The organism is Microbulbifer taiwanensis (assembly GCF_014904815.1).
GTDB lineage: Bacteria > Pseudomonadota > Gammaproteobacteria > Pseudomonadales > Cellvibrionaceae > Microbulbifer > Microbulbifer taiwanensis.
In genome coordinates this window covers 1-24242 of the sequence record NZ_JACZFR010000028.1, presented here as the reverse complement: position 1 = coordinate 24242, position 24242 = coordinate 1, and the positions used below count along the sequence as shown (strand labels likewise).

General features: G+C 60.7%; 26 protein-coding genes. 12 read left to right on the top strand and 14 right to left on the bottom strand.

Going from position 1 to position 24242, the window contains the following annotated elements; translation table 11 throughout:
* Positions 1 to 114 precede the first annotated feature (114 nt).
* From IG627_RS10750 to IG627_RS10735, 4 genes are all read left to right on the top strand, one after another.
* Entirely contained in the window at positions 115 to 570 is a 456-nt protein-coding gene (locus tag IG627_RS10750) for a hypothetical protein (RefSeq protein ID WP_193192364.1), read from the top strand.
* Between the two features lie 19 nt (positions 571 to 589).
* Entirely contained in the window at positions 590 to 1042 is a 453-nt protein-coding gene (locus IG627_RS10745) for a hypothetical protein (RefSeq protein ID WP_193192363.1), read from the top strand.
* Positions 1043 to 1099: 57 nt separating this feature from the next.
* A complete protein-coding gene (locus IG627_RS10740; RefSeq protein WP_193192362.1) occupies positions 1100 to 1684 on the top strand; it encodes a DKNYY domain-containing protein in 585 nt (194 codons plus the stop codon).
* Between the two features lie 69 nt (positions 1685 to 1753).
* Positions 1754 to 3079, top strand: a complete 1326-nt coding sequence (locus IG627_RS10735; protein WP_193192361.1) for an ankyrin repeat domain-containing protein — start codon at positions 1754 to 1756, stop codon at positions 3077 to 3079.
* Between the two features lie 504 nt (positions 3080 to 3583).
* On the opposite strand, the gene IG627_RS20870 is transcribed toward IG627_RS10735, so the two are convergent.
* From IG627_RS20870 to IG627_RS10690, 9 genes are all read right to left on the bottom strand, one after another.
* Positions 3584 to 4423 carry a thrombospondin type 3 repeat-containing protein gene (locus tag IG627_RS20870; protein ID WP_319024550.1) on the bottom strand — a complete coding sequence of 280 codons (840 nt, stop codon included), beginning with the start codon at positions 4421 to 4423 and terminating at the stop codon, positions 3584 to 3586.
* A gap of 301 nt (positions 4424 to 4724) precedes the next feature.
* Positions 4725 to 5774: an OmpA family protein gene (locus tag IG627_RS10725; RefSeq protein ID WP_193192360.1), complete on the bottom strand. Its 1050-nt coding sequence runs from the start codon at positions 5772 to 5774 to the stop codon at positions 4725 to 4727.
* A gap of 219 nt (positions 5775 to 5993) precedes the next feature.
* Positions 5994 to 6788: a TrmH family RNA methyltransferase gene (locus tag IG627_RS10720; RefSeq protein ID WP_193192359.1), complete on the bottom strand. Its 795-nt coding sequence runs from the start codon at positions 6786 to 6788 to the stop codon at positions 5994 to 5996.
* Positions 6785 to 7660, bottom strand: coding sequence for a Rossmann-like and DUF2520 domain-containing protein (locus tag IG627_RS10715; protein WP_193192358.1), 876 nt, complete (start codon positions 7658 to 7660; stop codon positions 6785 to 6787). Before IG627_RS10715 ends, IG627_RS10720 begins: the two co-directional genes overlap by 4 nt.
* On the bottom strand, positions 7660 to 8418 hold the full coding sequence (locus tag IG627_RS10710) for a pyridoxine 5'-phosphate synthase (RefSeq protein WP_193192357.1): 759 nt from the start codon (positions 8416 to 8418) through the stop codon (positions 7660 to 7662). The genes IG627_RS10715 and IG627_RS10710 overlap by 1 nt, the downstream gene beginning before the upstream one ends.
* Before the next feature lie 3 nt (positions 8419 to 8421).
* Entirely contained in the window at positions 8422 to 9006 is a 585-nt protein-coding gene (locus IG627_RS10705; protein WP_193192356.1) for a peptidylprolyl isomerase, read from the bottom strand.
* A 122-nt stretch (positions 9007 to 9128) separates the two neighbouring features.
* Positions 9129 to 9809, bottom strand: a complete 681-nt coding sequence (locus IG627_RS10700; protein WP_226864940.1) for a TIGR04211 family SH3 domain-containing protein — start codon at positions 9807 to 9809, stop codon at positions 9129 to 9131.
* 41 nt (positions 9810 to 9850) lie between these two features.
* The gene (locus IG627_RS10695) at positions 9851 to 10150 is read right to left on the bottom strand and encodes a YciI family protein (RefSeq protein ID WP_193192355.1); all 300 of its coding nucleotides are present in this window, start codon (positions 10148 to 10150) and stop codon (positions 9851 to 9853) included.
* 42 nt (positions 10151 to 10192) lie between these two features.
* Positions 10193 to 10918, bottom strand: a complete 726-nt coding sequence (locus IG627_RS10690; protein WP_193192354.1) for a VC0807 family protein — start codon at positions 10916 to 10918, stop codon at positions 10193 to 10195.
* A 261-nt stretch (positions 10919 to 11179) separates the two neighbouring features.
* On the opposite strand from IG627_RS10690, the gene IG627_RS10685 reads away from it, so the two are divergent.
* The 5 genes from IG627_RS10685 to rluB all read left to right on the top strand — a co-directional run bounded on the left by IG627_RS10685 (position 11180) and on the right by rluB (position 15952).
* On the top strand, positions 11180 to 12070 hold the full coding sequence (locus IG627_RS10685) for a PHP domain-containing protein (protein ID WP_319024549.1): 891 nt from the start codon (positions 11180 to 11182) through the stop codon (positions 12068 to 12070).
* A 100-nt stretch (positions 12071 to 12170) separates the two neighbouring features.
* Positions 12171 to 12794, top strand: a complete 624-nt coding sequence (locus IG627_RS10680) for an L-threonylcarbamoyladenylate synthase (protein WP_193192352.1) — start codon at positions 12171 to 12173, stop codon at positions 12792 to 12794.
* Positions 12795 to 12963: 169 nt separating this feature from the next.
* Positions 12964 to 13926, top strand: a complete 963-nt coding sequence (locus tag IG627_RS10675) for a segregation and condensation protein A (RefSeq protein ID WP_226864949.1) — start codon at positions 12964 to 12966, stop codon at positions 13924 to 13926.
* 62 nt (positions 13927 to 13988) lie between these two features.
* Positions 13989 to 15092 (top strand): SMC-Scp complex subunit ScpB, encoded by a 1104-nt coding sequence (scpB, locus tag IG627_RS10670; RefSeq protein ID WP_193192351.1) that lies wholly within the window; start codon positions 13989 to 13991, stop codon positions 15090 to 15092.
* Complete coding sequence (gene rluB, locus IG627_RS10665) at positions 15089 to 15952, top strand: 23S rRNA pseudouridine(2605) synthase RluB (RefSeq protein WP_193192350.1); 864 nt, start codon at positions 15089 to 15091, stop codon at positions 15950 to 15952. The genes scpB and rluB overlap by 4 nt, the downstream gene beginning before the upstream one ends.
* 49 nt (positions 15953 to 16001) lie before the next feature.
* On the opposite strand, the gene IG627_RS10660 is transcribed toward rluB, so the two are convergent.
* The 3 genes from IG627_RS10660 to IG627_RS10650 form a co-directional block, all read right to left on the bottom strand.
* Complete coding sequence (locus IG627_RS10660; RefSeq protein ID WP_193192349.1) at positions 16002 to 16685, bottom strand: SRPBCC family protein; 684 nt, start codon at positions 16683 to 16685, stop codon at positions 16002 to 16004.
* A gap of 250 nt (positions 16686 to 16935) precedes the next feature.
* Positions 16936 to 18309 carry an ATP-binding protein gene (locus IG627_RS10655; RefSeq protein ID WP_193192348.1) on the bottom strand — a complete coding sequence of 458 codons (1374 nt, stop codon included), beginning with the start codon at positions 18307 to 18309 and terminating at the stop codon, positions 16936 to 16938.
* 6 nt (positions 18310 to 18315) lie between these two features.
* The gene (locus IG627_RS10650; protein ID WP_193192347.1) at positions 18316 to 19038 is read right to left on the bottom strand and encodes a response regulator transcription factor; all 723 of its coding nucleotides are present in this window, start codon (positions 19036 to 19038) and stop codon (positions 18316 to 18318) included.
* A gap of 168 nt (positions 19039 to 19206) precedes the next feature.
* Here IG627_RS10650 and IG627_RS10645 point away from each other — a divergent pair, with 168 nt between their 5' ends.
* The 3 genes from IG627_RS10645 to IG627_RS10635 all read left to right on the top strand — a co-directional run bounded on the left by IG627_RS10645 (position 19207) and on the right by IG627_RS10635 (position 20882).
* Positions 19207 to 19680 (top strand): Spy/CpxP family protein refolding chaperone, encoded by a 474-nt coding sequence (locus IG627_RS10645; RefSeq protein WP_193192346.1) that lies wholly within the window; start codon positions 19207 to 19209, stop codon positions 19678 to 19680.
* 277 nt (positions 19681 to 19957) lie between these two features.
* Positions 19958 to 20509 (top strand): flavodoxin, encoded by a 552-nt coding sequence (locus tag IG627_RS10640; RefSeq protein ID WP_193192345.1) that lies wholly within the window; start codon positions 19958 to 19960, stop codon positions 20507 to 20509.
* Between the two features lie 7 nt (positions 20510 to 20516).
* Positions 20517 to 20882: a hypothetical protein gene (locus tag IG627_RS10635; RefSeq protein WP_193192344.1), complete on the top strand. Its 366-nt coding sequence runs from the start codon at positions 20517 to 20519 to the stop codon at positions 20880 to 20882.
* Between the two features lie 50 nt (positions 20883 to 20932).
* Here the strand turns inward: IG627_RS10635 and IG627_RS10630 are convergent, their stop codons facing one another.
* Entirely contained in the window at positions 20933 to 22885 is a 1953-nt protein-coding gene (locus IG627_RS10630) for an alpha/beta hydrolase family protein (protein ID WP_193192343.1), read from the bottom strand.
* A 78-nt stretch (positions 22886 to 22963) separates the two neighbouring features.
* Complete coding sequence (gene dapE, locus IG627_RS10625; protein ID WP_193192342.1) at positions 22964 to 24094, bottom strand: succinyl-diaminopimelate desuccinylase; 1131 nt, start codon at positions 24092 to 24094, stop codon at positions 22964 to 22966.
* Positions 24095 to 24242: the final 148 nt, after the last annotated feature.

Genomic DNA, 24242 nt, shown 5'->3' with positions numbered 1-24242 from the left:
TTGTTCGATCTCCGGGAGGCATTTCCTCGGATATTACCCGGGTAGGCTCGCATTCCATTCGAATTAGCTGACTTTCGGGGTCGTGACACTGGCCTTGCTTTACGAGAAATCCAGATGAACGCAATCTTGCGGCAGCTTGTTTTGGCTGTAGCCTTGAATGGCATTGCAGTGTCGGCTCTCGCCGACAGTATTCCGCTGTTACACTGCGCGGTAAAGGAGGGTAAGGAGCTTCGCCTGCTCTCGGATGGCGAAGAGCTTGTTTACCAGTACGGTAGTGATATCGACCGGCCCGAGCTGGAGATTCGCCGGAAGCGCGATGAGGTTCCGGTCCGCAATCGCCTGCTTCCAGGGCCAGTTTGGCAGCAGCAACTGGCCTTCCGTAACGGCGAGTACAGATACATTGTCATTGTCGAGGCCTACCGACCTGTAGGAGAGGCGCCCCAAGATATGGCGGGTGTCCAGGCCTTTCTCAATGAGGAGCTGCTGGCTGATAAGTCCTGCACGCCCGAAAGCATGATTCAGCGTGTGCTGGATGTGGATGGGATCCCCTCGAAGCCAGTTTCCGATTGACAATACCCGTGAGCACCATATGAAAAGGATGTTGTACCCGCTTGTTCTTCTCGCTTTGCTCAGCAGTGCTGCCGCCAGCGCGGCTTCCGATCCGCTCTTCTATTGCACGACGAATGAGGGTAAGAAACTGCAGGTCCTGGAGGACGGCGAATACATGATCTACCAGTACGGCAGCGATCTTCGCAAGCCGGAACTGGAGTTGCGCCGGCACAGGTCAAAAGTCGCGGTAAAAAACACGCTGCAGCCGGGTCCGATACTGACCCGCTCGTTTGCCTTCGCAAACGGCAGTTACCGCTATGCAGTGGAGATCCACGCGATTCGAATCCCTTTTGAACATGACCATGAAGAAGGTGGTGTCGAGGTCTATGCAGGTACCGTGGAATTGGGTGGCCCCCGCTGCGTCGAGGATCTGCGCCAGAGGCTGCTGGTGATTGAGAGACTGCCGGTGATTGAGTTCCCGATGATTAACTGACGGGTTGATCGACAGACTTGTCGATTCGATTTCAATATTGATGCGGATGGATTCGGTGTGTATAGGCAGGAAAATAACGAGATACTGTGGGCTGGAAGAAAAGTCCACTGCGATTTCGATACCTTTGAAAGGCTGGGTGGCGGCTACGCCAGGGACAGGGATCACGTTTTCTTCTGGGGATGGCTGAAGGAAAGGATCGATGTCGTGAGTTTTCGCTACCTTGGTGGTTGGTATGGTGTCGACAAGCACAGCGTCTACCATAACGGCAATCGATTCACCAAGCCAAGCCCTGAAACATCCGAGTACCTGGAGCATGATTTTCTGAGGGATGGTGCCCAGGTATTTGTGGGGAAAAAACGGATTGCGGATGCGGACGGCAGTTCGTTCGAACCGCTGAACCGCAACTATGCCCGCGATGCCAGCAATGCCTTCTATACCAGCAAGACCATCAAGAACTGTGATTTGAATAGTTTCCGGGTTCTCGGTGACAGTCTTGAACTCTATGCCAGGGATACGCGTCGAGTCTATTATTGCGGGAAAATCATAAAGGGCGCCGATTCGCAGTCATTTGTGGTAGAGGGGGAAGGTTGGGCGCGTGACAAAGATCATCGCTACTATGACGGCAAGCCGGATGGTCAGTGAGCTTTAGGAAGCTTGCCTCGCTAATCCGGACGGGAATTATTCGATTTTCAATCGCAAGGAAATGCCCATATGCGCTTCAGGCTGACTCTTCTGTTGTTCCTGACGACCCTGACCGGTTGCAGCTCCCAGCAAAAACTGTTTGATGCGGCACATGGAAGTAGTGCCAACGCTGCCGGCTGGTCCCCGCTGATAAGCGCCGTCGACGCCGGAAACCTGCCCGCTGCCAGGGCGCTGCTTGCTGCGGGTGCCGATCTGGCTGCGACTACCGAAAAGGGTTGGACAGCCCTGCATTTTACGGTGCAGGACACCGTTGGCCGGGCACATGATACGGAACTGGCGGGCCTGCTTATCGAGGCCGGTGCCAACCCGGATGCCCGGGACATCTACGGCCAGACCCCCCTCTATCTGAGTGTCGAAAACCAGCGACAGGAAATGCGCGAATTCCTGATGGCAGCGGGAGCGAACCCGGATATTGCCAGCAACAGCGGTTTTACACCGCTGATGAGAGCGGTATTCGATGGCAACCTGCCTGCAGCCCGGTCTCTGGTGTCCGCGCAGGTTCACCTGGAATCCAGAAATCGCGAGGGCTGGACGGCCCTGCACCTGACCGCCAATCTGGCCAAACACGGAGGCAGGTCCCAGGATCAGGCCCTGGTTCGCCTCCTGGTTGAAGCCGGAGCGAATCTCAATGCGCGGGAAAATAAAGGCAGAACACCGCTCAATCTCAGTGTGGTCAATAGCCGGAGTGCGGTACTGGAGCTTCTGCTGGCCTCAGGTGCAGACCCGGATATTGGCGATAAGCGCGGTATAACCCCGCTTTTGAACGCCGTCTATGATGGAAATTTTGCTGCAGTTCAGGCGCTGGTGGCGGCGGGAGCCGATGTGGCTGCAGTGAATGATAGAGGCTGGAGCGCCCTGCACTACACTGCAAACAGCGTCGCCAACCGCGTTGTAAACAGTGCGGAGAGGAGAGGGTGGTCCCGGGATGAGGCCACGGCTCGCCTGCTCATCGAGTCCGGTGTCAATGTCAATGCTCGGGATAATTATGGTTTCACGCCGCTTTTCCTGAGTGTGGCGAACAACAGGGAGGAGATTCGGGATCTTTTGCTGGCGGCAGGGGCCAACCCGGACATCGCCAATGTCGACGGTTGTACGCCGTTGATGAGGGCGGCCTCTGACAGCGATCTGCCAGCGGCCCGGGCGTTGCTGGCGGCCAAGGCCAGTCTGACAGCGACAGACAAGGCGGGGCGGTCCGCTCTGCAGTATGTGGCCGGCCACTCCGGGAAAGATGATCGATCGAAGCCCGAGGCAATGGAGCGCCTGCTTATCGCCGCTGGAGCGGGCCCCTCGAATCATCAGCGCTCACCGGATCCTGACCCCAGCTACTGCCGTTGATCGATTCGGTAATGGAGCGCCAATTTGCCCAGATGTCCCATCGACGAGCTGGTATTCATCTTCCGCGAGACTTTTGACCTGGCCTGAATCGGCGCCCACCGCCTGGTCGGGGCATCGGCGCCGCTGGACACCCGGCCAGCCCCTCCTGATTGCACGCTTTCCACAGCCAGAATTCATCGGATTACACTCCGCACTTAGGCTCTCTTTTTGTCAAGCTCGATTTATTACAGTTTGTAACTTATTGATTTTTAATCATTTCTGGCTTTGATTAAATTTTCTTCACAAAAGAGTTACAACGGTGTCACGGGCGCTGGAGGCATTTTCCGGTATATTGCTCACAGAGTTATCCACAGATTCTGTGGACTGGGTAGACCAGGATGGGGCTTTTGTCCAATCGGAGTATAAGAATCTGCACCGGGTCAGTGCGGCGCTGCCGATGCAAGGCGCCGGGGTAAAAAAGACCCGGCTTTGGCCGGGTCTCAGAGGGCGGGGGTCTGGCACCCGTCAATCCAATTGCGCCACACAGGCGGCGTAGACATCCAGCTGGTTCAGCAGGCCGGCCAGGCCACCGAGGCGGAGGCGTACCGCGTCGAAGTCGCCAGCGGTATCCAGTGTCACCAGGCGGCGATCGCTGCCGGCGAGCAGGGACAGGCTCAGCAGGCTGCCGCCGGAGGCGCTTGCCACCGCTGAGTTGTCGAGCAGCGCCGTCAAGGTGATGCTATTCAGCAATGTCAGATCCAGCAAGGAGCTTGGGTTCTGCACGATAAAGCCGACACGGTGATTGCCTGTGTAAACCGTGTTTGTGTCGTCGACTCGGATGGAGACGCCGTCACCCAGCAGTCCCAGTGGAATTGCCATACGGGCGGCATTCCCCAGATTCGCATCGATTACATTCTCCTCGTCGCTGACTGAGCAGCCGATACAGCTGAGGAGTCCGCCATCATCCGAATCCACGGTGGCATGGGATTCTGCAATCGGCTCGAAAAACTCGCCCGGCGCACAGGTCAGCTCGTCGTCACAGGCGTCGCCGATACCGTCGCCGTCCAGGTCAGCCTGGTCGGGATTGGCCACCAGTGGGCAGTTGTCGACGTCGTTGGCGATGTCGTCGCCGTCGATATCGTTATCGCAGGTGTCGCCGGTGCCGTCGCCATCCTGGTCCTCCTGGCCGGGATTGGCCTGGATGCGGCAGTTGTCGCTGTCGTTGGGCAGGCCGTCGCCGTCGATGTCGCGGTCACAGGCGTCGCCGCTGCCATCGTTGTCCTGATCCGCCTGGTTGTCGTTGGCCACCATGGGGCAGTTGTCACCGCTGTCGGGGACACCGTCACCGTCGCTGTCTCTGACCACTGCCGATGGGGAGTCGGAAATACCTGAACTTTTGCTGTCTGCACCACAGCCTGTCAGGGTCGAATTAAGTAGGGCGAGAGACAGCGCAACGATTGATTTCGTTTTCGAGTCTCCTGAAAAGGCTTCTCCTTGGGAATTGGAGATGCGCCTTTGATTTTGAATTATTTATTGTTCGGTTTTATTTTTCGGATTCTGGATAGTGGATCGGAATGTGTCGTTTGTTTCGGGGATTGTTGTCCGGGCCCTGCTTGCCCCTCCACGTCAGTGGTGAGCGAGTAGGGTCCGGGGTGTTTTCGGGTCTTTAGCGGAAGCGCATCTCGACGCGCCGGTTCTGTGCGCGGCCGCTGTCAGTTGCGTTGGAGGCGACGGGCTGCTGCTCGCCGTAGCCGTTGGCCGAGAGTCTGCCGGCATTGATGCCGTTGCGTATCAGGAAGGCGCGCACTGAGTTGGCCCGGCTCTGGGAGAGTTTCAGGTTGTAGTTGTCATTGCCGAGGCTGTCGGTATGGCCCGCGATTTCCACTTCACTGCCGGGCTGATTGCGCAGGGAGCGAACCACCCGCAGCAGTGCGTTCTGGGCCGCGGGGGTGAGGGTGGCGGAGTTGAACTCGAAGTGTATGTTCTCCAGGGTGATGACCTGGTTGGCGATCACACAGCCTTCGCTGTCCACCTGGGCGCCGGGCAGGGTGTCCGGGCAGCGGTCGTCGCGGTCCAGTACGCCGTCGCCATCGGAGTCCGCCAGGTTGACCTCGACCGGCCCTTTTTCCGGTGGCGGTGCGACGGCGACGGGAGGCGGCGGGCAGCGCAGGGGGATGCTGATACCGAAGGCCAGTTGCCAGTCGTTCATACCCGATTCAAAGTAGTCGTGCAGGTAGCGCACTTCGCCGCGCAGGCGCACGCCGCGGCGGGAGATCTCCTGGGTGGTGATGCCCGCGGCCACATTGATAAAGGCGCTGGTGGTGTCGTCGCTGTCCGGTAGTACATCGTCGTAGACGGCGCCCAGGCCGCCCAGCAGGTAGGGGGTGTAGCCGTCGCGGTCGCCAAAGTTATACACCACGTCGAAGCCGAGGCCGTACATGTAGTAGTCGGTCTGATCCGAAAAGCCCTGGGTTTCCGCGAAATCCTCCGTCTCCAGGATGGCGCCGAATACCTGCACCTCGGAATACCAGGGCCCCGACCAGCCCCAACCGTAGGCAGCGCGCAATCCGCCGGCCTGGCGATCGGTGTCGCGGTCTTTGTCGACTCGGCTGATGTAGGGCGTCAGATCGAAATAGCCGTCCTCCGGCCCTTCGGCTGCGGCCGGTAGTGAGGCGGCGATTCCCGCAGAAGTCACAATGGAAAAAAGAAGGCGCATAGAGAAACGTCCTTATATCGGTGTTATTAGACCCGCGGCCTTTCGCGGAGGATTATTCCCAAAGGTCCGTTTTGGGCGATTATCTTGTTCCAAGAAGATATGTAGCTTAAAGAGCCAACTTTTCCACAAAGTTGGCGCGATAAACTTTAAATAGGTGGATCATTGAGACAGGCTGCGGCAACTCTGAATGAATGCGCCGCCTGGCCTGAGGGGGGAAAGTTAGATCTGGCGCCTGAAGCTGATCAGTGCGGCGGTGACGGCGACATTCAGGCTTTCTACATTGTTGTGCATGGGGATGCGCAACCTGTGCGTACACTGCCGGGCGACGTCATCGCTGACGCCGCGGGTTTCATTGCCAAGCACAAAGATGGTCGGCGCCTCGCCCCCGAAATCCGACAGGGACTTTTGCGCGTGGGAGGAGAGGCCGCAGATGCGCGCGCCCTGTTGCCTGAACTCCGACAGCGCCGGAGCGAGATCTTCACAGCGCAGCAGGCGCATTCGGAAAAGAGTCCCGGTGCTGGCCTTGATCACCAATGGGTCTATCTGTGCGCAGCCTTTGCGGGGCAGTATGATCCCGTCCATGCCGCCGGCACAGGCGGAGCGGATGATCATGCCCAGATTCTGTGGGTTGGTGATACCGTCCAGGGCGAGCAGCTCGTAATTTTTTTGGTTTCCGCCCTTTTTCCCTTCGTTGAGGAAGGCCTCAGTGGTGCCGTAGTGGGGCAGGGCCAGGTCCAGCGCCACGCCCTGGTCCTGGCGCGCATTCCTGGAGATGCGCGAAAGCCCCTTGCGGTCCCAGTATGCAATTTCTATCTGGCGCTCGCTGGCCAGCTGCTCCATGCGCGCGATCAGCTGGTCGCGGCGGTTGCTGTCGGCGAGGTGCAGCTTGTGCACCGGCAGCGAGAGGTCTTCCAGTGCCTCGAGTACGGGCTTGCGCCCGTAGATGGTCAGCAGGCTGTCGAAGAAGGCGCGCTTCTTGAGGTATTTATCTGAATCCTGGCGGGAGTCTGTCACTGCGATGGCTCACTCAGCAAACCGGTCAATCGGGCCGCGGCGTCGCTCGACAGCGCGCCGCGGCGCGCCAACTCTACACAGGCGAGGCCCAGATGGCGATAGCACTGTGCCAGTTGCGCATCCGTTTTTTGCAGGGCTTCCAGCTGTGCCAGCACGGTATCGGAATCGCCGCGGGCTATGGGGCCGGTGAGGGATTTTTCCGGTCCCAGTCGCATATTGTTTTCCGCTGTCTGCAGGACTATGGGTTTCAGCAGTTCCAGAGCCTGCTGCCTGTCGATTCCAGCCGCGGAAAAGGTGCGCAGGCTCAGGTCCATCAGTGCGGTGAGATAGTTGCAGGCAAATACCGAGCCGGCGTGGTAGAGGCTCTTGTTCCCGGCGTCGATGGTCAGTGTCTCGCAGCGGAGCGCTGCGAAAGCGCGTTGTAACACATCCACCGCGATTTTATCTCCCTCCAGTGCGACGCTGCTGCCGGGCAGGGTGCGCAGGGAGTCTTCCGGGGCGGCGAAACTGTGCACCGGGTGAGCGCTGGCGATGGCGGCGGGCCTGCAGCCCGCCAGGATCTCGGAGCTGAGGGCGCCACTACAGTGGAAGACAACAGGCTCGCCAGCCGGCTCGGCGGCCAGCCGCGCAGAGATGGCTTCGGCGATAGTCACAATCTGCCCATCACCACTGGCGATCAGCCAGCAGTCCGCGTCCTGCATGGACTCGATGGAGGGGCAGGCGCTGCCGGCACCAATAAATTTTACCGCGGCGCGCGCGCTCTGTTCCGTGCGGTTGCAGATCGACAGGACCTGGAAAAATCCCTGTTGCTGCCACAGCCGGCCCAGGGTTTTTCCCAATCTGCCGGCGCCGACAATATTGAGCGTTGGCATCAGTTGCCGGATAGGCAATTGAGGTAGGCGTTGACCGCGTTATCCAGCCCCATATTGATCGCGTCCACCGTCAGTGCGTGGCCGATGGAGACTTCCTGCAGGCCGGGCAGGGTGCGGTAGCGGGGCAGGTTGATCAGGTTCAGGTCGTGGCCGGCGTTGACGCCGAGTCCCAGCTGGCGCGCCTGCTCGGCCGCTGCGCAGTGGGCGGCAAAGATGGATTCCACGTCCGTGCTCTGGCTGGACACGGCTTCCGCATAGGGGCCTGTATAAAGCTCGATGCGATCCGCGCCCACGTCTTTCGCGAGTGCTATCTGTTCCAGATCCGGGTCCATAAACAGGCTGACGCGGATATTGGCTTCTTTGAGCCGGGCGATCAGTGGCTCCAGGCGGGCGCCGTCGCGCTTCAGGTCGAATCCGTGGTCGGAGGTGAGCTGGTCGTTGCTGTCCGGCACCAGGGTGCACTGGTCGGGCCGGGTCTCCAGTACCAGGGACATCAGTCCGGGGTAGTCTTGCAGGGGGTCGGCGAAGGGGTTGCCCTCCACATTGAACTCTATGCCCTCGCGGTCCCGGCACAATTCTGCGAGCTGGCGCACGTCGCCGGGGCGTATATGGCGTTGATCGGGGCGCGGATGCACCGTCAGGCCCTGGGCGCCGGCGTCCAGGCAGACGCGCCCGTGGGCGACCACGTCCGGATGATTGCCTTCGCGGGAGTTGCGGATCAGGGCGATCTTGTTGAGGTTAACGCTGAGGGCTATCACCGCTTATTCTCCTTGGCTCTTGCCGGCAAGGGCGCTGCCGTCGATTCTTTTTGCGTTGAGGATGCGCACTGGAACATTCGGTGCCTGTGGGAAGGCGCGGTAGAGGCCGCGGGGTTCATTCAATATGCTGTCCACCACATCCATTCCCTGAGTCACCTTGCCGAAAACCGTAAAGCCGGGTTTGTCTTTCGCGGCATCCAGGTGGTCGTTGTGTTTGAGGTTGATGAAGAACTGGGAGGTGGCGCTGTCCGGGTCATTCTTGCGTGCCATGGCGAGGGTGCCGCGCAGATTCTTCAGCCCATTGGAAGACTCATTGGTCACCGGCTCGCGGGTTTCCTTGAGTTGGAAATCAAAAGTGTGCCCGCCGGTCTGCACCATAAAGCCGGGAATCACCCGGTGAAAGATAACCCCGTTATAAAAGCCGCTGTCCAGGTAGGTGAGAAAATTCTCCACGGTGGCCGGAGCCTTATCCCGATAAAGCTCGACCTGAATGGTGCCGAGGTCGGTTTTCAGCTCGACCCGGGGATTGTCGGCCAATGTAGGCAAAGCGAGAAAGCAGGTAAATAAAAATGTGAAGAATTTACGCATCGTCCTTGTCTCTTTGATTGTTGGGGCTCGCAGTGCTCACCCCAATCTACGCGGCCGCGAAACTATTCCGCATTCCGCATTCCGCATTCCGCATTCCGCATTCCGCATTCCGCATTCCGCAATCAGTTTGCCCACTCGGATCGGCGACGGCGCGGTCGCAGATGCGGGGCTATCATGGCGAGGATGGCACCCAGGCCGACCGAGAGAGCGCCATACATATACCACTTATGGGACTCGCTGCCGGACAGGCGCTGTATCTCCGCCTCCGCCATAATCTGCTCCTGTTTCAGCAGTTCGTGTTGGTGCAGCAGCTTCTGGTGGCGCTGGTTGAGGGCGACGGCGTCGGCAGACAGGGTCTTCAGTTCTTTCAGTTCGCCGGCGAGCTGTTGGGATTTTTCCTGTTCTGTGGTCAGCGCGACATTGAGTTTACGGTTTTCCTCTTCCAGGCGGCGCACCTCGCCGCCGAGATCCATCTTCTCAAAACGGGCCAGGTCGGCTTCGGCCTTTTGCAGCTTGATCTCTGCCACCGGTTCGGACACCAGGTACTGGCGCCGCACCCAGCCCTCGTCGCCATCGGGAGTGCGCACGCGCGCCCAGCCGTCGCCCGCGGCGTCTTCCAGCAGGGCGAGCCTGGTACCGCTGGGCAGGCCGCGGTGCAGTATGCGGAATTCATTGCCCTTGCCGGAGCGCATGGGTACGTGGAGCTGGTCGGTGATATAGCGGGTATCCGCGCCCAGTGCGCTGACGGGTGCACTGAGGGCGAAGACAGTGGCGGCCGTAAGGCCGGTAAGTTGTTTCATCATTGTGATACAGCTTTTTTTATCGATAGATGGTGTTGTAAAAATCAGGGGAGCACGAGCTTGAATGGCTTCACGGTTACGGCGGCGTAGACGCCGGCCTCCATATAGGGATCCGCGTCGGCCCAGGCTTTGGCCTCTTCCAGGGACGAGAATTCAGCAACTACCAGGCTGCCGGTAAATCCGGCATCGCCGGGTTCTTCGCTGTCGATTGCCGGGTGCGGGCCGGCGATCAGCAGCCGGCCTTCGTCTTTGAGTCGGTTCAGGCGCGCCAGGTGATCGGCGCGCGCACCTTTGCGCAGCGGCAGGCTGTCTCTCACATCTTCACTGATGATGGCGTACCACATGTGTCTCTATTGCTCTTATCGGGTGTTGTCGGGAAAAGTGATTTACTGCTGGACCACAATCTCTTCGAGTTTCAGGCCGGTCAGTTTGCCGATACGGCGGAACAGGAAGAAGAGAGCCAGCATGAGGATAACGGTCGCCGGCAGGGCGATTATCGGGAAGCTGAGCGCGGTCATCTTGCCCAGCTCTTCATTGAAGGCCTCGGTGCCGGGCGGACTCTGCAGCAGTATTTCGGCCAGAATGTAATTCAGCGCGGAGGACAGGAAAAAAGAGCCGGCGATCATCCAGGATGCGTGCTGCAGGGTGCGCTCGAAGGCGCCCTGGTTGCCGTTGCCGGCCAGCACCCGGGCAATCCTGGCGGTATCCAGGATCCTGTCGTTGTAAAGCAGGGTCTTTACCAGCGGCCAGCGGGTGTAGAGGGATGCCACAGTGGCGATACCCAGGAGGCCCGGAATGGCGGCCTCCTTGATTGCAATGTACTTGGCATCCAGCTCCAGCAGGCTGATGCCACCGGTCAGCAGTATGCTGATGATTCCCAGCGCGGAGAAGAAATTGACCTTGCCGGACTGCAGCAGGTCACGCAGGCCGTAGAGCAGTGGGAAGGCCAGCGCGACCACAATGGCCCACTTGGTGCCCAGCCAGTCGTCGCCGGACAGCTTGGTCAGTATCAGTGTGGGAATGACGATATTCAGCAGCAGGTTGCCGAGGAGGCTTTCCTTCTTTTTCGGTTGCTGCTGTGTCGCTGAGGTGGTCGGGTTGGTTTCGGTCATGCCTGGTTCCGGTGATAATGCCCGCTGGAAGCTTTCCGCCGGGCCGTATCGACAACGACCCTAGTATTCAAAATAGCTTCCCGGCTGACGGTGCCGCTGTCAGAATCTGGTTTTCCCCGGGACTTCCCGCTGGAAAGCCGTCGGTCGGGGCCTTATCCCTGAATCCGCCGGATGCCCGCTGTGACAGCGGCAACCGGCAAATGTTCAAAACCGGGTGTCACTACCCGATCGAGTGCAGTCTGGAATGTGTGTGAGAGCCCTGTGGTACTAGCCCTGACAACCAATGAGAACACGGGTCTGGTGGACCTGCACTGTCACAGCACCGCGTCAGACGGTATTTTAAGCCCTGCACAGCTGGTGTCGAGGGCGAAATCCCAGGGCGTGACCCTGTTGGCGCTTACCGATCACGATACTGTGGCCGGACTCCCGGAAGCGCGGCGCACCGGTGACCAGTTGGGCGTTTCCATTCTGCCTGGTATCGAGTTCTCCAGCCACTGGGGCAGGCGGCAGGTGCATATCATCGGCCTCAATATTGACCCCTTATCCACGGAACTGCAGGAGGCCATAGCGCTGCGCGAGCGGCTGCGCCAGGAGCGTGCGGAACAGATTGCCGAGCGGCTGGAGAAGCGCGGTTTCAGTGGCGCCCTCAAGGGTGCCCGGGAACTGGCCGGCGACGGGGTTATCGGTCGCCCGCACTTCGCCCGCTGGCTGGTACGGGCCGGTCACGTCGAGGACAGCGGGCGCGCCTTCAGGCGCTATCTGGGGGCGGGTAAGGCGGGCGACGTCAAGGTCGACTGGCCGCAACTTGCGGACACGGTCGACAGCATCCGGGCAGCCGGCGGTGTCGCGGTACTGGCCCATCCGCTGAAGTACGGCCTGACCCGCACCCTGTTGCGCCGCCTGCTGTGCGAATTTGCCGAAGCCGGGGGGCAGGCGGTCGAGCTGCTCAGTGGTCGCCAGAACCCGGTACAGACCCGCGAGCTGCGCCAGTTGATGGTGTCTGTGGCCGCGGAAGCGGGGCAGCCGCCGCTACACGTTTCCCTCGGCAGCGACTTTCACCAGCCGGAGCAGCCCTGGCGCGAGTTGGGCTGCGTGCAACTGCCCGACGGTGTCGAGCCGGTGTGGAATCTGTGGGAAAAGCTGCGCGCTTAACGAGCGCCGCTCACTGCGCAGTTTTGCGACCGGCCATGGATGGCTGCTTGGCACGGAGTATTTGTGGCACACTAGCCAAAATTGATATCAGGGGGCATTAGTGGCGCAGTTTTTCCAGATTCACCCGGACAATCCTCAAGGGCGGCTGATCAGTCAGGCGGCGGACATAGTCGCCGCCGGCGGTGTGATCGCATTTCCCACCGATTCGGCCTATGCGCTGGGCTGTCGCCTGGGGGAAAAGCTGGCGGTGGAGCGCATCCGCGCCCTGCGCCAGCTGGACAAGCAACACAATTTCACCCTGATGTGCCGCGACCTGTCGGAACTGGCGAGCTATGCCAAGGTGGATAACCAGATGTTCCGCTTGCTGAAGAACCACACGCCGGGTCCCTACACTTTTATCATGCCCGCCACCGCCGAGGTCCCTCGACGCCTGATGCACCCCAAGCGCAAGACCATCGGTCTGCGCGTACCGGACAACGCCATAGTGCTGGCGCTGATCGAGGCTTTGGGCGAGCCACTGATGAGCTGCAGTCTGATCATGCCCGGCGACCAACAGCCGCTGACCGATCCCTACGATATCCGCGATACCCTGGAGCACCAGGTGGAGCTGGTAATCGATGGCGGCTTCTGTGGCCTGGAGGCCACTACCGTGGTGGACCTGACCGGGGACGAGCCGGAACTGATCCGTCAGGGATGCGGCCCCGTCGATGAAATAATGGGCTAAATGGGCGGCGCACCTATGTATAATCGCCCGTTTGCCCCTCTGGATGGTAAAGAGCGGCTTTGGGGAACAGCGAGGTTGGGGCAGCGTGTCCAGTGAAGAGCTAGTAGCCGATGATGTGATGGCCGAAGCGGAAGAGCAGGTGCTGGCCGAGGTCGCGGCGGTGGAGGGGATGGAGGAAGAGGAGGAGCGGGCGCCGGCGGGGGCGGGCGCCGCGGCCGGGGCGGAGGCGGAAGCTGCCGGGCAGCCGGCCGAAGCCGCGACCGGCGAGTCCCCGCGCCAGGGCGAGATGCCCTTTGCCGTGGTGCAGGGCCAGGCGTTCACCAATCTGCCGTCCGATCTCTATATCCCGCCGGATGCACTGGAAGTGATCCTGGAGGCCTTCGAGGGCCCCCTGGACCTGCTGCTGTACCTGATCCGCCGGCAGAATCTGGATATCCTCGAAATCAACGTCGCCGACATCACCCGCCAGTACATGGCCTATGTGGAGATGATGACGGCCATGCGCTTCGAGCTGGCGGCGGAATACCTGGTCATGGCCGCCATGCTGGCGGAGATCAAGTCGCGCATGCTGCTGCCGCGCCCGCCCCAGGAGGAGGAAGAGGAAGGCGAGGATCCGCGCGCGGCACTGATCCGCCGCCTGCAGGAGTACGAGCGTTTCAAGACCGCCGCCGAGGATATCGACGAGATTCCGCGCGTGGGCCGCGATATCCACCAGGCCAGTGCCCAGGGGCCGGACCGCAGTATCACGCGCCCGGATCCGGAGGTGGACCTGAAGGAAGTGCTGGTGGCCCTGGCCGACGTGCTGCGGCGCGCGGACATGTTTGAAAGCCACCAGGTGGAGAGGGAGAAGCTCTCCACCCGCGAGCGCATGACCCAGGTGCTGGATCGCATCCGCCACCGCCAGTTTGTGCCCTTCGTGAGCCTGTTTACCGTGGAGGAGGGGCGCCTCGGCGTAGTGGTCACCTTTCTCGCGGTGATGGAGCTGGTAAAGGAATCCCTGGTGGAGCTGGTGCAGAACGAGTCCTTTGGCCCGATACACGTGCGCGCCGCCGGCCAGGAACCGGGTCACCAGGAAGCCGGGGACCGGGACGAATTCGAGGAGGGCGCGGCCGAGCCGGCCCTGGCCCACTGAACGAGATTGAGTAATTTGCGCCGCACGCGGCAGCGTGGGGACAGGTGAATTAGAGTAAAGAGATGACAATCGCTCCGGAATTACTGCGCCGCATCGTCGAGGGCGCACTGCTGGCCGCCGGGCAGCCGCTGTCCGAGGACAGGCTGCTGTCGCTGATCGACGAGGGCGAGCGCCCGGAAAAGGCAGAGCTGAAAGAGGTTCTGCAGCAGATCGCCGACAGCTGCGCCGAACGCGGATTCGAGCTGAAGCAGGTGGCCAGTGGCTGGCGCTACCAGGTGCCGGAAGACCTGGCGCCCTGGATCAATCGACTGTGGGAGGAAAAGCCGCAAAAGTACTCTCGCGCGACCCTCGAGACGCTGGCAATCATTGCCTACCGCCAGCCGATCACCCGCGGCGATATCGAGGAGATCCGCGGCGTGGCGGTGAGCTCCCATATCGTCAAGTCACTGTCCGAGCGCGGTTGGATCAAGGTGGTGGGGCAGCGCGATGTGCCCGGCAAGCCGTCCCTGTACGCGACCACCAGGGAATTCCTCGATTACTTCAACCTGCGGACCCTGGACGACCTGCCGACCCTGGCGGAAATCCGCGATATCGACAGCCTGAACCAGGCGCTGGACCTGGATCAGCAGGTCGGCGCCGCACCGGAACAGGCACAGGGCGATGAAGCTGATGTCGAGTCCGCTTCTGCAGAGCCGGCACCCGCGGAGGAATCGGTGGACGCCGAAGCTGTCCAGCTGGAAGCCGGTGAAACTGAGGTCGAAGTTGAGGCCGCAGTCGATGTCGAGGACGCCGCTGTTGCCGAGGATTCTGCCGGCGAGGCCGCAGAGGGCCTGGTCGAAGAGCCGCATCCAGCGGCTTCGGATGAGGAATGGGAAGCGGAAGTCGAGGCCGATATCGCCGTGGCTGAAGACGAGCCTACAGAAGACGAGGCTGTCGACGAGCCGGAGTTGGCGGCGGAGGCCGCCGATGGCGACGGAATGAGCAGCGCCAGCCTGTCTGCGGAGCTGCCTCCCAGCAGCCTGTTTGCCGACGGCGACGATGTCCCCGGCAGCGGCGCAGAGACACACGGCGCCGAAGTCGCGCCAACCGAAAAAGCCGATTCCGGGGATGCCGATACCGATGGCGAAACCCGGCAAGAAGCGCAAGTGGAAAACACCACCCTATGAGTGATGGCACTTCGCCCGCGGGCGAGAAATTGCAGAAAGTACTGGCGCGCACCGGCCTGGGTTCGCGGCGCGAGATGGAGCGCGCCATAGAGGCGGGCCGGGTAACCGTAAACGGCCAGGTGGCAGAGCTGGGTGAGCGGGTTAGCGGCGAGGATCACATAGAATTCGATGGCCGCCGCCTGCCGGAGACGGAGGAAAACCGCTGCCGGGTGATTCTGTACAACAAGCCGGTGGGTGAGATCTGCTCGCGCCACGATCCCGAGGGGCGCCCCACCGTCTACGACCGGCTGCCGCGCCTGCGCTCCGGGCGCTGGATCTCCGTCGGCCGCCTGGATTTCAACACCAGCGGCCTGCTGCTGTTCACCAACAGCGGCGAGTTGGCCAACAAGCTGATGCACCCGTCGTCGGTGATCGATCGCGAGTACCTGGTACGCATCCAGGGCCAGGTGGACGACGAGGTGAAGAAGCGCCTGCTGGCGGGCGTGCTGCTGGAGGACGGTGCGGCGCGTTTCACTGATATTGTCGAGAGCGGCGGTGAGGGCAACAACCGCTGGTTTTACTGCGTGGTGATGGAAGGGCGCAACCGCGAGGTGCGGCGCCTGTGGGAATCCCAGGGCGTGCGCGTCAGCCGCCTGAAACGGGTGCGTTACGGCAGCGTATTTATTCCGTCACACGTGCGTGTCGGCCAGTGGATAGAAATGGAGCCGCGGGAAATCGATGATCTCTGTGTGACCGCCGGCATGCCCAAACTGGGCCAGCGCCCGCTGACCCAGGCGGAAAAGCAGAACCTGCAGCGCCAGCGTCGCAAGCTGCGCAAGCCGCCGGCAGCGGCGCGTCGCGGCAAATCGCAGCGGGACTGAACCGCCATTAAAAAGCCCGCAATTGCGGGCTTTTTATTCGCCTGCAACTTCAGTGATTCTCTTCGATTGGCTCCTCGCCTTCCTCCTCGAGCGTCTGGTCCTCCATCTCCGATTCAACACCCTCGGGATCCGCGCCCATGGCATCGTCTACATCCGACGGCAATTCGGAGTCGGAGCCGTTATCCATGTCATCCGTTGGCGGCGGTTGTGAGGCTTCCGATTCGACCAGTTTTTTCAGCTTGTCGAGCCCCTGCTGGTAGGAGTCGCCCACCATCTTTTTCACCATCAGACCCATCCAGCGGGCGATGGGGCCGCCGCCCATATCGCTGTTGAACTGCCAGGTGACCTGTGTGCCGCCGCCCTGTGGTTGCAGGTGGAATTCTGCGGTGGCAACCCCCTGGTCGCCGAAATCCAGCTCGGTGCGCACCAGGGAATCGGGTTCGCTGGCGGTGATGGTCTGGCTGCCGCTACCCACATTGGGGTTGTCGCTGCTCCAGCTCATGGCCGCGCCTACCCCCTCGTCGGGACCGCTGTATTCGTATTTTGTATTTGGATCCAGTTGGTACCAGGGTGACCAGCTGTTGAAATTGCGCAGGTTGTTGACGTAGGGGAAGACTGTCTGTGGGGGTTTGGCGATGGTCACGCTGCGCTCCAGCGTCACCTCCCGCGGAAACAGAAAGCCGGCGAGTACCAGCAGTGCCAGGAAAACCAGGATATAGAGTATCCAGCGCATAGCGGGGCCCTTTTGTTATTGGTGGAAGGCTCAAACCACGGCCGACGACAATGATCAGTTATCGCAAGGCAATTATCAACATTGCCCGGGCTAGTGGGCCATGCGGAAAGCTGTGTAACAGTTCGCGTCGCCAAAGCGTCCAGCTCTGCGTTGAGAAAGCTTGAAATAACGCTGCGATTCCTGCGCTTTCTCGCCTTGATCTGAACGCATTGGCTGTGCTCTTTTGTTACCGAACTTCCCGCATGGCCCACTAGTCTGTAATTTCCAGCAGCGGCAACTGTATTTCCACGCAGAGCCCGGCAGCGGGAAGATTTGTGGCACCGATGCTGCCACCGTGGTGGAGAATGGTGCGCTGGGCTATGGCGAGGCCGAGGCCGAAGCCGCCGCTCTCGCGGGTGCGGGCGCTGTCGGTGCGGTAGAAGGGGCGGAAAATCGCCTGCAGCTCGTCGTCGGCGACGCCACTGCCGGAATCGATCACGCGAATACAGCAGTTGCCGTCTGGCCTGTCGATTTCTACGGTGACATTGCCACCCGCCGGGCTGTACTTGATGGCGTTGCGCAAGATATTTTCCAGAGCCGCCGTGAGCGAACTGCCGCGGGTGGCGACCAGGAACTCGCCGACTCCGGGGGCCAATTCAAAGCGCAGATTTTTTTCCTGCGCCTCACCTTTCAGGTCCTCCAGCAGGGCCGCGACGAGGCTGTTGATTTCCACCACGTCGTCCAGTGGCCGCCGGTCCTGGCTGGCGACCGGCAGCGACAGCACGTCGGCGATAATGTCTTCCAGGTAGTCGGCGGCCTTGCCGATCTTGTCCAGCTCGGTGTCCAGTCCCTGCACCTGCTTCTGCCGCGCGATACCCAGTGCCACCTGCAGTCGCGCCAGCGGCGAGCGCAGCTCGTGGGAGACATCCTTGATCAGGCGGCGCTGTTCCGCCATGGACTCCTGCAGTTGTGCCGTCATGGAATCGAAGTCCCGCGCCAGCTCCGCCAGTTCGTCACTGCGGCTGTGCAGGCTCGGGGCCACTCGATAGTCCAGTTCGCCGGCGGCCACCCGCCGCGTGGCCGCGCGCAGCTGATCCAGCGGGCGGCTCAGGTAGCGCGCCAGCCAGTAGCAGGCGGCGCCGGAGGCGAGCATGGACAGCAGCAGCATCGGCCAGAAGTTGCGCCACAGGAAGCGCAGCAGCAGGCCCTCCTTGCTGTGGCCGGCAATCAGTACCACCCTCAGGCTGTCACCGCCGCGCAGGGGCAGGAAGAAACCCACCGTGGGCTTCTTGTCCACCAGCATATGGGATTCGCGATTGCGGTAGTTGAGGCTGGTCAGCAGCGGCGCCATGCTCTGCGGCAGTGTCCGGTCCAGCAGCTCGCGGCCCTGCTGGTCGATGGCGAATACCTGTTTCTGTACCTTCTTCGGCTGGCGTTCGAGCCAGTGCTGGAAATGCTCCGGGCCGTGACGGCGGGTGCGGCGCATATTGTGCACCACCTCGCGGAAGAGGGCCGGGCCCTCCATGCGCTCCTCGTGGCGTGGGTCGCCGAATTCGCCGAAGTGGGTGATATAGATCGCCGCCACCACCATCACCACGGCGGTGATCCAGGCACCGAAGAACATCTTCCAGAAGAGGCTGCGCATCGGCGGTCAGTCGCCCTTGCTCTGGGTGAGCATATAGCCGGCGCCGCGGATATTGATGATCAGGTCGCGGCTGGCGCCCTGTTCGGCGAGCTTCTTGCGGATATTGCTGACGTGCACATCGATCGACCTGTCGTAGGGCATCAGCTTGCGCCCCAGGGCGGTCTCGGTGAGTACTTCCTTGCTCACCACCTCGCCGGCATGTTGCACCAGCACTTTCAGTACCGCGAATTCGGCGCCGGTCAGGGATAGCAGCTGCTCTTCCCAGTAACCCTGATGCTCCGATGGCAGCAGCCGCAGGGGGCCGCTGGCAAGGGCGCCCCTGGAGGAGCCGTCATCCGCCTCCCCGGACTCGGGTCGCCCGCGGCGCAGCACCGCGCGCAGGCGCGCGGCCAGCTCGCGGGGGTTGCAGGGCTTGGGCAGGTAGTCGTCGGCGCCCATTTCCAGGCCGACGATGCGGTCCACTGTATCGCCCTTGGCGGTGAGCATCAGCACGGGCAGCGAGCGGCTCACGGGTCCAGCCTCCTCGCGCAGCTTGCGCAGTAGGTCGAAGCCGTTGTGCACCGGCAGCATCACGTCCAGTACCAGGGCGTCGAAGTTCTGGCTCTGGGCCAGTTCCAGACCGCGGCCACCGTCATTGGCGACCGTCACCTCGAAGCCCTCGCCGGTGAGGAACTCCTGCAGCAGATCGGTCAGTTCTGTGTCGTCGTCGACCAGTAGGATACGGCTCATGGTGTGCTCTCTGGTAAGTTGAAGCCATTATATGCAAAGCCCCGGCGCCAGTTGCGACACGGGTTCGGGCTTTTAACCGTTCTTAACAGTTGTTAACCCCGGTTATCCCTCTTTTACACGGTCCGATCCTACTATGCATCTACCGACACCAAACACGAGGAAGCGTCGATGAAAAACTGGAAAGCAATGGCGGGCAGCCTGGTACTGGCTGGCACTCTGGCAGTACCGGGCATGACCATGGCCTTTGGCGGCGACAATCATCACCGGGATCCGCACCACTACAAGGGACACTTTTTTGAACATATGGCCGAGGAGCTGGACCTGACCGAGGGACAGAAGGCGCAGCTGAAGGCCAATCGCGATGCCAACCGCGATGCTCACAAGGCACAGCGCAAGCAGATGCGCGAGCTGCACAAGCAACTGCGCCAGGCCATTGAATCCGGTGCAGACCAGGCCACCCTGGACAGTCTCGGCACTGAGCTGGGCAAGCTGCAGGTGGCCAAGATGCAGGAAAGGCACCAGATGCGCACTCAGTTCGAGGCCATTCTCACCGACGAGCAGAAGGCCAAGCTGGAGCAGCTGAAGGCCGAGCGCAAGGAACGCCGCAAGGAGCGGCGTGAGCGCCGGCAGGACGATGAGTAATTAACCCCAACGCCTGTGCAATCGATCGGGTTCTTTTCCTACCCCAACAGCCCGAAAGATTCATAGCCCCTTGCCCCCGCAATGCGGGGGTTTTTTGTTCCCTTCTTTCCTGCTTGCGGGGGAGGGCCAGCGGTTTGGGCGAATACAAGGTCCACCCCTGTAATTCCGGCCGACCACTGACCACTCCCTCAGCTTGCCGCGCCCCGCCATTGCTGGGAGAATACGCCGCCGCTCAAACCAGAAAGTAGGGCCTGTATCCGGGCGAAGAGGAGTGATTGTGAGCAAAATCGGCTTGTTTTACGGCAGTGACGAGGGCAACACCGAAGCGGTGGCCCTGCGTATTCAGGCCCGCCTGGGCGAGGAGCGGGTGAATGTGCACGATATCGCCGATGTCACCCAACTGGAAATCGCCGATTACGACCAGCTGATCTTCGGTATCCCCACCTGGGATTTCGGCCAGATACAGTCTGACTGGGAGGAGTTCTGGGAGGATGTGCAGGAGATAGACTTCAGCGGCAAGACGGTGGCCCTGTTCGGCCTGGGCGACCAGTTCGGCTACGGCGACTACTTTCTCGACGCCATGGGCATGCTGCACGATGTGATATTCGCCAAGGGTGCGGCTGTCGTCGGCCACTGGACCACCGAGGGTTACGAATTCGAGGCCTCCAAGGCGGAGGTTGAGGGCGAGGGCATGTTTGTCGGCCTGGCCATTGACGAGGATCAGCAGGAGGAGCTGACCGGCGGCCGCCTGAACCGCTGGTGCCGACAGATCGCCGATGAATTTGGCCTCGAGGGCGGTGCCGATAGTGTCGCGCAGCTGGATGACTGATCGGCCGATGAAAAACTCCATTTCCTTCAAAGAATTCTGGCCGTGGCTGACAGAGCACCCCAACTGCATAGTGCGCGCCGGCACCGCCGACTCCGTTATCTACGATGACGATGACTACTTCTGGCGCTTCACCGAAGAGGATGTGCGCACACTGCTGGTACAGGTAATGCGCGGAAAACGCCCGGTGGCAGAGATGTTTATCGAGCCGGAGCATGTCACTTCGGTGCAGATAACACCCGGTGAAAAGGGCGAGTTCAACTTCGACCTGGTCACCGAGATGCAGGGCCAGCCGCAGGTGATTTATTACTTTGTGTTGACCCATGCGTTCGAAGAGGTCGAGCGCAATGATGGTGGTCACGGCCGCCTGCACTAAACCGCCTCTTGTGCAGTGCGGCCCATCGCGGGCCGCCTTTCCTCACTATACTATTCGCGTTTCTCCGCTGCGCCGATACCGATATTTTCATCGAGAAAATCCAGCAGTTGGGTGTAGAGGCGCCGGTTGTTTTCCTCACTGTAGAAGCCGTGCCCTTCATTCGACACAATCAGGGTCTTGACTGGCTTCCCGTCCTCTTCTAGCTTATCAAGCAAGGCCTCCGCATGCTCTACTGGCACCCGTTCGTCCTGTTCGCCGTGGACGATAAACATCGGCAAGTCGAGCTTGTCGGTGTTATACAGCGGTGAATTCTCGCGCAGGAAATCTTCATTTTCACTCAACTCCCGTGTTAAGTAGGAGATGCCGCGATCGCGACGTTGGATGTCTCCTTTGCGGTACATCATTTCCAGGTCGTAGACACCCACATAGCCGACGGCGCACTGGTACAAATCCGGGTAGCGGATGGGATTCATCAGAGCGGAGTAGCCGCCAAAGCTACCGCCGAATATACAGATGCGCTTGCGGTCCGCGTAGCCTTTCTCCACCGCCCAATGCACCGCATTGGCGATATCCCGTTGTATAAGTCCCCCCCATTGGCGCCGTCCAGCGGAAAAAAAGTGGTCGCCGTAGCCGGTGGAACCGCGAAAGTTGACCTGCAGTACCAGGTAGCCGTTCTGGGAGAGTATCTGCGCCTGTCGGTCGTACCCCCAATAGTCCCGGGCATGGGGGCCGCCGTGAGGTACGACCACCATCGGTAGCTTTTCCGTCTGGCCGGCCGGGAATGTCAGGTAGACACCAATACGTAATCCATCCTCTGTTGTAAAGGCATCGGCGCGCATCGGGTTGAGGCGGCTGGGGTCCAGCCATTCGGCGGAAGACAACAGAAAATCGACTTTCTTGGTTTGCATGTTCACCACGAAATAATCACCTGGCAGGCGGTCTCCATGCACTTTCAGGATTCCCATGGAGCCGTCTTCAGTGAAGCTGGTAAACGAAATGCGGTAGCCTTCGAAAGCTTTCTTCAAGCCGCGAAAAAAGGCTGCAAAACCATCCCCTTCGTCGAAAAAGTGTTCATCGGGGAGATCGGGATGGAGGTAGGCACCCAGTGGCTTGTCGGTGACCGGGTGGTAAATGATACCGCTGATATCGGAGATGCCGTGTTGGAATACTTGTGAATATTTGCCGCTGGAGTCCAGCTTGATCAGCTGTTCTGTCTGCCTCTTGCGGTCCAGCACCAGGTAGGTTTCGTTACTTTCCATATCAAACCCGACAGGAGTCGCGCGATCCAGCAGTGGATCGTCGATCCGGGACCAGCCCACCTTGTCTTTGCGGTATAGCTCGACATCGCCATTGCGATCTGTGCCATTGGCAAACAGCAGATTGCCGTGGCCGTCGGTGAAGGCTCGCCCCCCTACTTGCGGCAGGCCGGATACCTTGTCCCTGACCCCAGAGTAGATATCAATCCGGTAGACTTCGCCGTGAGTTTCCCAGTCCCTCGCCCAGGGGTAAGTGGATACCAGAATCTCTTTATCGTTGTCGCGTAGCACGTCGACGATGGTGGCGTGGGCGTAAGTGCTTTCCGCTTTCTTTATGCGCGAACCAGTCTGGCGCTCGCCGGCGGCCCAGCCGAAAATATTCTTTCCCTTGGAACCATCGTAATTGATTGCGAAGAGGGAGCCGTAATTGACCGGTGCTTCCAGGGCTGCTTTGCGGGAAATGACTTCGGCGACCACTCGCTCGTCATTGGCCCAGTAGAAATTACCTACCTCCTCTTTGCCACGAAAGCGCAGGATACCGGTGATCTCCAGCGGTTTCAGCGACATGAACACCAGGATACGCTCGCCGTCGTAGAGCTTTTGTACGGCGAGGTGGGTGCCTTTGGGGGAAATTTTCACCTGTTGGATATCTTTGTGCTTGATCAGCTCCTGCAGTGGAATGCGGCTGACACCGACAGCCGTAGAGGAGAAGATGAGCAGCAGGCTGGTAACCAGGGTCCGAAGCATTGGGCGGTCCGCTTTCTGTCTTTTTTTAATTATGGCGAAAGCGCGCGCACCGGACCAGATGCGCGCAATTACAGCGGATTACAGCAGCCGCTGCAGAATCTCCCGATACATGTCCTTGAGTTTGTCCAGGTCTTCTGCTTTCACGCACTCGTCCACCTTGTGAATGGTCGCGTTCACCGGCCCCAGCTCAACCACCTGGGCGCCCGTGGGTGCGATAAAGCGGCCGTCAGAGGTGCCGCCGGCAGTGGACAGCTCGGTGTCGAACCCGACAACCGATTGAATGGCAGCCTGCGCCGCTTCTACCAGCGGGCCTTCGGCGGTCAGGAAAGGCTGGCCGGAGAGTTTGAAGTCGGCCCGGTATTTGAGGCCGTGCCTGTCGAGAATCTTGCGCGCGCGCTCCTCCAGTTGCTCAGCTGTGGTCTCGGTGGAGAAGCGCCAGTTGCAGACCACTTTGACTTCGCCGGGAATCACATTGGTGGCGCCGGTGCCGCCGTTGATATTGGATACCTGGAAGCTGGTTGCCGGGAAGAAGTCGTTGCCCTTGTCCCACTCCTCGGCAGCGAGTTCGGCCAGCGCCGGGGCAAGTCCGTGGATAGGGTTATCCGCCAGGTGCGGGTAGGCTACGTGGCCCTGTACGCCGTAGATGGTCAGTTCCAGGCCCAGTGAGCCACGGCGGCCGTTCTTGATCACGTCGCCGACACGCTCGGTGCTCGATGGCTCTCCGACCAGGCAGCAGTCGATCTTCTCGCCCTGTTCCCCGAGCCACTCCACCACTTTGACAGTGCCATCGTGGGCCGGACCCTCTTCGTCGCTGGTGATCAGGAAGGCAATGCGCCCCTTGTGACCCGGATTTGCGGCGACAAATTCCTCGCAGGCCACCACCATGGCCGCCAGTGAGCCCTTCATGTCGGCGGCGCCGCGGCCGAAGAGGTAGCCGCCTTCGATCACCGGCTCGAAGGGCGGGTGCTGCCAGTTTTCCTCGGGGCCGGTGGGCACCACGTCGGTGTGGCCGGCGAAGGCGAATAGCGGGCCATCGCCATTGCCGTTGCGCACCGCCCAGAAATTGTCGGTGTCGCCGCGGCGCAGCCAGGTGGTCTCGAAGCCGATTTTTTCCAGGCGCTCGATCATCAGTGGCATGCAGCCGGCGTCATCTGGGGTTATCGATCTTAGGCGGATCAGGTCGCTGGCGAGCTTGAGGGTTGGGGTCATTGGTATTCCTTTGGCTTTGTTGCCTGTAGCGAGTTCAGTGATCGGTACTTTGTAGCCGGTTGCATGGCAGCACTGCTCCCGGTATTCGTTTGCGGGACACGCCACGAGTACATCCCTGTAGGCTCGTCGGCGGCCATCCCTGGCCGCC

Coding starts and splice junctions, on each gene's coding strand:
- IG627_RS10750 (WP_193192364.1), top strand. CDS start 115: ATGAACGCAATCTTGCGGCAGCTTGTTTTGGCTGTAGCCTTGAATGGC.
- IG627_RS10745 (WP_193192363.1), top strand. CDS start 590: ATGAAAAGGATGTTGTACCCGCTTGTTCTTCTCGCTTTGCTCAGCAGT.
- IG627_RS10735 (WP_193192361.1), top strand. CDS start 1,754: ATGCGCTTCAGGCTGACTCTTCTGTTGTTCCTGACGACCCTGACCGGT.
- IG627_RS10725 (WP_193192360.1), bottom strand. CDS start 5,774: ATGCGCCTTCTTTTTTCCATTGTGACTTCTGCGGGAATCGCCGCCTCA.
- IG627_RS10715 (WP_193192358.1), bottom strand. CDS start 7,660: ATGCCAACGCTCAATATTGTCGGCGCCGGCAGATTGGGAAAAACCCTG.
- IG627_RS10705 (WP_193192356.1), bottom strand. CDS start 9,006: ATGCGTAAATTCTTCACATTTTTATTTACCTGCTTTCTCGCTTTGCCT.
- IG627_RS10700 (WP_226864940.1), bottom strand. CDS start 9,809: ATGATGAAACAACTTACCGGCCTTACGGCCGCCACTGTCTTCGCCCTC.
- IG627_RS10695 (WP_193192355.1), bottom strand. CDS start 10,150: ATGTGGTACGCCATCATCAGTGAAGATGTGAGAGACAGCCTGCCGCTG.
- IG627_RS10690 (WP_193192354.1), bottom strand. CDS start 10,918: ATGACCGAAACCAACCCGACCACCTCAGCGACACAGCAGCAACCGAAA.
- IG627_RS10675 (WP_226864949.1), top strand. CDS start 12,964: ATGGAGGAAGAGGAGGAGCGGGCGCCGGCGGGGGCGGGCGCCGCGGCC.
- scpB (WP_193192351.1), top strand. CDS start 13,989: ATGACAATCGCTCCGGAATTACTGCGCCGCATCGTCGAGGGCGCACTG.
- rluB (WP_193192350.1), top strand. CDS start 15,089: ATGAGTGATGGCACTTCGCCCGCGGGCGAGAAATTGCAGAAAGTACTG.
- IG627_RS10660 (WP_193192349.1), bottom strand. CDS start 16,685: ATGCGCTGGATACTCTATATCCTGGTTTTCCTGGCACTGCTGGTACTC.
- IG627_RS10655 (WP_193192348.1), bottom strand. CDS start 18,309: ATGCGCAGCCTCTTCTGGAAGATGTTCTTCGGTGCCTGGATCACCGCC.
- IG627_RS10650 (WP_193192347.1), bottom strand. CDS start 19,038: ATGAGCCGTATCCTACTGGTCGACGACGACACAGAACTGACCGATCTG.
- IG627_RS10645 (WP_193192346.1), top strand. CDS start 19,207: ATGAAAAACTGGAAAGCAATGGCGGGCAGCCTGGTACTGGCTGGCACT.
- IG627_RS10635 (WP_193192344.1), top strand. CDS start 20,517: ATGAAAAACTCCATTTCCTTCAAAGAATTCTGGCCGTGGCTGACAGAG.
- IG627_RS10630 (WP_193192343.1), bottom strand. CDS start 22,885: ATGCTTCGGACCCTGGTTACCAGCCTGCTGCTCATCTTCTCCTCTACG.
- dapE (WP_193192342.1), bottom strand. CDS start 24,094: ATGACCCCAACCCTCAAGCTCGCCAGCGACCTGATCCGCCTAAGATCG.